Source organism: Thermoanaerobaculia bacterium (assembly GCA_035717485.1).
GTDB lineage: Bacteria > Acidobacteriota > Thermoanaerobaculia > UBA5066 > DATFVB01 > DATFVB01.
Window position 1 is genome coordinate 1 of sequence record DASTIQ010000173.1, and the last position, 6,420, is coordinate 6,420.

At 71.1% G+C, this 6,420-nt stretch carries 3 protein-coding genes; 2 read left to right on the forward strand and 1 reads right to left on the reverse strand.

The window, feature by feature from the left end; genetic code table 11:
• Window positions 1–2,906: PD-(D/E)XK nuclease family protein (locus VFS34_09215; GenBank protein HET9794628.1), on the reverse strand; the 2,906-nt coding region annotated here is incomplete at its 3' end.
• 101 nt (window positions 2,907–3,007) lie between these two features.
• Here VFS34_09215 and VFS34_09220 point away from each other — a divergent pair.
• On the forward strand, window positions 3,008–4,294 hold the full coding sequence (locus tag VFS34_09220) for a sensor histidine kinase (GenBank protein ID HET9794629.1): 1,287 nt from the start codon (window positions 3,008–3,010) through the stop codon (window positions 4,292–4,294).
• A 133-nt stretch (window positions 4,295–4,427) separates the two neighbouring features.
• On the forward strand, window positions 4,428–6,110 hold the full coding sequence (gene ettA / locus VFS34_09225) for an energy-dependent translational throttle protein EttA (GenBank protein HET9794630.1): 1,683 nt from the start codon (window positions 4,428–4,430) through the stop codon (window positions 6,108–6,110).
• Window positions 6,111–6,420: the final 310 nt, after the last annotated feature.

Consider the following 6,420-nt stretch of genomic DNA (forward strand, 5'->3'; position numbering starts at 1 on the left):
GAGGCGATCGCCGCCTCCATTCCGGCGAGGAACGAACGGAGGGCCGCGATCGCCTCCTTCGTTTCCTCCGGAGAGAAAGGAACGGATTCGGCGGCGGGTCCCGCGCTTCCGCCGAGGAGCACGAGGTATTCGGAGGCGACCTCGCCCCCGGCCGCGAGGGCGTAAACGGGGAGCTGCACCGCTTCGCCGCCCACGATGCGCCCGCCGGCGCGGAACTCCTTCGCGAAGCCGGGGGCCATCTTCACCTTGTAGTCGACGACGCGCGCGGGCCGCCCGTCGCGGTCCTCGTCGACGCGGTCGATCGAACCCCGGAAACGAATCGGGAAAGCTCCGGCGTCGAGCACGAAGGGCTCGCTGCCCGCTCCGAGCGGACGCTCCGCCGCCGCCGGGCGCAAAGAGTCCCCGCGCTCCGCCTCGAACGCGAGCCAGACACGCAGAAGCGCCTCGAGGCGGTCCCGGGCGAGCTCGCGGACGAGCGCGGGCACGAGCGGCGCGTTCTTCTCCTCGTGCCTCGCGAGCGCTTCCTCGGAGACCCGGGCGACGAGCGCCACGAGCCCGGCCGGGGGCGGCGGCCAGTCGCGCGAGGCCGTGACGAGCCGGCGCGCGGCGTCGTGGAACGTGTTGCCGAGCGAGAGCGGATCGAGCTCGCCGACGCGGTCGGCCTCGTCCCACTCCCGCATTCCCTGGACGCTCCTCAGGAAGTACCGGTAGGGGCAGGTCGCGAACCACGCGACGCGCGAGGCCGACAGGGAATCGAGGGCGCTCGGACGGTGCCGCGCGAGCGCTTCGCGGGACGCCGGGCCGAGCCGGCCCTCGAAGGCCGTCCACACGGGCGCGTGGGCGAGATCCTGCCGGGCGAGCGCCCGGGCGACCGGTGCGAAGACCGACGCCACCGTGGCGGCGCCCGAGCGCGCGAGCGCCCGGTCGCACGCCTCGGACTCCGAGACGCTCGGTCCGAACGCCACGGGGACGCCCATTTCCACGACCCGCGTCGGCTTCTCGCCCCCCGGAGAAGCCGCGCGCTCGGCGTCGGCGAAGAAGGGGGAGGGGAGGCAGTCGCGCGTCAGCGCCTCGTCGCGCCGCGAGGCGCTCAGGACGAGGAGCTCCCTGGCGGATCCGGCCGCGATGCCGAAGAGCTCGCGCTCCTCCGCGCTCCGGGCCTCCACCTTGAGCGGCACGGCGCGGCCGGTCTCGGCCGCGAGCGCGCGGCGCTCGGCGTCGAAGAAGAGGGGATCGGGGCGTCCCGGGGCGGGGAACTCCCTCTCGACGAGGTGGGCAACGATCGTCATCGCGAAGGTCAGCCCGCGCGCGGCCATCGCCGACCCGACGAATACGCCGTCGACGCCGAGCCGGCCGGGCTCCGGGCGCAGCTCCTCCAGGGCGCCGAAGAAGACGTGCGCCGCCGAACCGCGCTCGACGGCGCCTCCCAGCGGTCCGAGGGCGCCGACCGCCTCCGCCGCCGAGACGAGCGGCGCGGGGACCGCTTCCGGCGCGAAGAGCGCTTCGAGACGCCGCGCGATCTCGGCCGACCACGCGGTCCATTCGAGCGGCGCCCTCGGCCAGTCCCTCGCGGAAGCGACCAGGCGGTCGCACTCGGCCGCGAACGACCGGGCGGCGCGGCCTTCCGTTTCGGAGCGCGGCGAGTCCGCGAGCCGGCGGAGCCGCTCGGTCCAGTCGGCGGCGCCGCGGACGATGCCCGCGCGGCGCGCGAGATCGCGAGCCGACTCGGGGGAATCGGCGGCCCCGGCGCTTCGGAGGAGGTCGAAAAGGTCGAGAACGTCCTCGCGCGGGAATTCGCGCTCTTCGAGGTCCCACCAGATCCGGACGGCGCGGCCGAGGGGGGAGGAAACGACCGACTCGGACGAGAGCTCGAAATTCGGGATCCCGAGGCGCGCGAGCTCCCGCGAGAGCGCGCCCGACCACGCGCTCGATTCGCGGACGACCACGCCGATCCCGTGCAGCGGCAGTCCCGTCTCCGCCACCATGAGGATCTCGCGCGCGATCTCCGTCCGCTCTCCCGCCGCGCCCGCGGCGGAGACGAGGCGCACGGCATCCCGGGAAGGAGCGGGCGCGGCGTGATCGCCGCCGAGGCGGCGGTTGAAGTCGTCGAGCGGACCCGCGGGCGCGGCGACGGGATCGAGGGAGGCCGGCAGCGACTCCTCGGCCCATCGGAGAAACGGATCCGCGAACTCGCCGTAGCGCCCCGGCGGGCGCGGAACGAACGCCGCGACGGGCCGGCGCCGCGCCGCCGCCGCGAGGAACTCCTTCTGAAGGCCGGTCGCGTCGTAGAAGCCGTAGAGCAGGAGCGGTTCCGCGCCGGCGTCGCGCGAGGCCGCCGCGCGCCGGAACGTCTTCGCGCGCGTCTCTCGGCCCGCGGCTCCCCGATCGAGCTCTTCGTAGAGCCGCGCGAGCGCGCCGAGCAGCAGTCGGCGCTCGGCCGGGAGCGTTCCGCCCTCGACGAACGCCCGGAACGCCTTCGGCGCCACGCCGGCGTCGGCGAGGTCGCGCAGAGTCGCCTCGATCGACGGCACGAGCTCGGGCCGCCCCGCGAGATCGCCGAAGACGCGCGCCTCCGGAAGGCGCGCGAGGGCCGACGAGAGGAGGGCGAACTCGCCGAACGGCGGCAGCGGGGGGGCTCCCGGTCCGGCGACCTGCGTCGCGAAGGCCTCGAGCGTCGAGAAGGAGAGCCCGCCGTGGGCGGGGAAAAGCCTCCGATCCTCGCGCCACTCCACGTACCGGCGCCGAAGGTGGACCCCGAGGAGGTTCGACGCGACGATGATCGTCACCGCTCGGAGCGGATCTTCGCGTTGCAGGTCCGCGATCTCGGCGAAGAGCTTCGGCTCGAGAGCGGAAAAAGGGCCGCAGAAGATTCGATGTCGGCCGGAACCGCGGCGGGAGACCGTCACGACGCCGCAGTGTACCGGAGAACAAATCGCTCCGGATCGGCGCGCCCGCGGACGTCCGAAGAGATGGCGGCCCGACGTCCGGTTCGTGTAGTGTCGACCCGATGAGCGAGCCCGCCGATACCCTGGCGCGACTGGCCGCGCAGATGAAGTCCCGCCGCGAGGGAATTCTCCGTTCCTGGCGGGACATCGTGCGCGCCGACCCGGAGCTGACCAGCTCGACCGCGCTTTCCCGCAGCCAGTTTCGCGACCATCTTCCGGCGATCCTGGAGGGGTACGAGCAGACCCTCGTCGCGGGAGAGCATGGCGTTCTCGGCAAAGCCGCCGCGGAAGGCCACGAGGGAAGCGAGCACGGGAAACATCGGTGGCTGCAGGGCTACGCGCTGAAGGAAGTCATCCGCGAATGGGGCCATCTGTATCTGCTGCTCGTCTCGGAGCTCGAGGAGTTCGTCGCCCGCAACCCGGAGGCGGATCGCGAGGCGATGTCGACCGCGCGGTACGCGCTGGCGGTCCTCTCGACGGAAGGGGTGTCCGAGAGCGCCTCGGAATTCGCGCGGATGCATCAGGCGGAGGCCGCGGCCCAGGTGCGCGACCTCGAGACGGGGCTGGAAAACAGCCGGAAGATCCTCCGGGAACAGGCGATGAAGATGCGCGAGGCCGCCCACGACCTGCGGGGAGGATTGGGGATCGTCACCAGCGCCGTCGAGCTGCTGGGACGAGCCGATCTCCCGGCCTCGACGCGGGAACAGTTCTCGAGCATGGTGCAGCGGGCGGTCGATACCCAGGCGAACCTGCTGACCGAGCTGATGGATCTCGCCCGGCTCCAGGCCGGCCAGGAGACGCGTCAAATCGCCCCCTTCGACGCGGCCGCCGAGCTCGCCCGGATCGGCTCGAACGCCCAGGCCGCCGCGCTCGAAAAGGGGCTCTATCTGAGGACGGAAGGACCCGCCTCCCTTCCCGTCGAAGGGGACCGCGTCAAGTTCGGCCGCATCGTCCAGAACCTCCTTCTGAACGCCTTGAAGTACACGAGGCAGGGAGGAGTCACGATCAGCTGGGGGCCGAGCCGGAACAACGACCCGAACCGGTGGACGCTGAGCGTCGAGGATACCGGTCCCGGTTTCCACGCCGGGCCCGGGGGGCCTCTGGCCGGGGCGTTGAAAGACGCGACCGACGATTCCCTCGCGGTGGAGCGCGAGGCGGCCGGTCGGCCGCCCGCTCCCGAGGCCCCGATCGACACCCGCCCGGATCGCCAGCGCAGCGGCGAGGGGATCGGTCTCTCGATCACCAAGAGACTCTGCGAGCTGCTCGACGCGACTCTCGAGCTCGAGAGCCACATCGACAAGGGGACCGTGTTCCGGGTCCTGTTCCCGCGTCGGTACGACGAAAGCTGACTCCGAAGGCCCCTCGCCGTGGCGAGGAAATCGGGGGGGCGGAGGCTCGTCCGGGAGAGCCGGAGCCGCCGCGGCGCCCGTCTCGGGCACATCGGATAGGATCGCTGTTTCGTCCGGAGGAATCGAGGAAATCATGGCCCAGCAGTACATCTTCACGATGCAGAACCTGCGGAAGGTGGTTCCGCCGCACAAGGAGATCCTGCGGGGCGTCTGGCTCTCCTTCTATCCCGGGGCGAAGATCGGCGTCCTGGGCCTGAACGGCTCCGGCAAGTCGACGGTCCTCCGGATCATGGCGGGGGAGGACAAGGAGTTCCAGGGAGAGGCGTACGCCGCCGAGGGCACGCGCATCGGTTACCTGCCGCAGGATCCGAAGCTCGATCCGACCAGGGACGTCCTCGGCAACGTCGAGATGGGGGTCGCTCCGATCCGCGCTCTGCTCGCGCGGTTCGACGAGTTGAACGAGAAGCTCGGCTCCGATCTCTCCGACGCGGAGATGGAGAAGGTCATGGCCGAGCATGGAAGAGTGCAGGACGCGATCGACGCTTCCGGCGGCTGGGATCTCGACAAGACCCTCGAGCTGGCGATGGACGCCCTTCGCTGCCCGCCCCCGGACGCGGACGTGACCAGGATCTCCGGCGGAGAGAAGCGGCGCGTCGCGCTTTGCAAGGTGTTGCTCGAGAAGCCCGACCTGCTGCTCCTCGACGAGCCGACGAACCACCTCGACGCCGAATCGGTCGCCTGGCTCGAGCGGCATCTCGCGGAGTTTCCCGGCACGGTCGTCGCCGTGACGCACGACCGCTATTTCCTCGACAACGTCGCGCAGTGGATCCTCGAGCTCGATCGCGGAGCCGGGATCCCGTGGAAGGGGAACTATTCCTCCTGGCTCGAGCAGAAGGAAGCGCGCCTGGCGACGGAGGAGAAGCAGGAATCGGCCAAGCGGCGCGCGCTGCAGCGGGAACTGGAGTGGGTGCGGATGGCCCCGCGGGCCCGGCACGCCAAGAGCAAGGCGAGACTCCAGGCCTACGAGAGCCTGCTGAACGACCAGGGTCCGGAAGCGCGCAACGAGACGCAGGAGATCTTCATTCCGCCGGGTCCCCGGCTCGGCGACGTCGTCGTGCGCGCCGAGCACGTCCGCAAGGGCTACGCCGACAAGGTTCTCGTCGACGACCTGAATTTCGACCTGCCGCGGGGCGGCATCGTCGGCGTCATCGGACCCAACGGGGCCGGGAAGACGACGCTCTTCCGGATGATCATGGGAGAGGAAGAACCGGACGCGGGGAAGCTGGTCGTCGGGGAGACGGTCGTTCCCTCCTACGTCGACCAGAACCGCGACCGTCCCGAGGGGGGCAGGACCGTCCACGACGAGCTCTCGGGCGGGCAGGACCTCGTCACCCTCGGCAAGCGCGCCATCCCGTCGCGGGCGTACTGCGCGATGTTCAACTTCAAGGGAGCGGACCAGCAGAAGAAGGTCGCCGACCTCTCCGGGGGCGAGATGAACCGGCTGCATCTCGCCCGGGTCCTCAAGAAGGGGGGCAACCTGCTGCTCCTCGACGAGCCGACGAACGACCTCGACGTCGAGACGCTGCGCGCGCTGGAAGAGGCGGTGCTCGGATTCGGCGGCTGCGCCGTCATCATCTCGCACGACCGCTGGTTCCTCGACCGCGTCGCGACGCACATACTGGCGTTCGAAGGAGATTCGCAGACGACCTGGTTCGAGGGGAATTTCGCCGACTACGAGGCCGACCGGAAGCGGCGGCTCGGAGCGGAAGCGGACAGGCCGCACAGGATCAAGTACAAGAAACTCACGAGGGCGTAAGGCGAGCGGGGCGAATGCATCGAGCCGGGCGGGCGCGTGCCGCCCGTGCCGCCCTGCGACATACGCCCCGGTATGCCTCGGGACGGCACGGGCGACCCGCATCCCGCCGGGCTCGCGCCTCGCCCCGCTTCGATGATCGTCCCGACGGTTTCCGCCGGCCGTTGTTTTCGCCGCCCGACGATCCGGCGTCGCGGCGTCGACTCCTGTACGCTCGGCAATCGACAGTGGCTGACACGTTCCTGGATCGTCTGAAGGCGGGCCCGCCGATCCTCCTCGACTCGGCGATGGGGAGCGAGCTGGAGCGGCGGGG

Bases quoted from the DNA above. Each gene is read 5' to 3' on its own strand.
- ettA (HET9794630.1), top strand. From the start codon at position 4,428: ATGGCCCAGCAGTACATCTTCACGATGCAGAACCTGCGGAAGGTGGTT.
- VFS34_09220 (HET9794629.1), top strand. From the start codon at position 3,008: ATGAGCGAGCCCGCCGATACCCTGGCGCGACTGGCCGCGCAGATGAAG.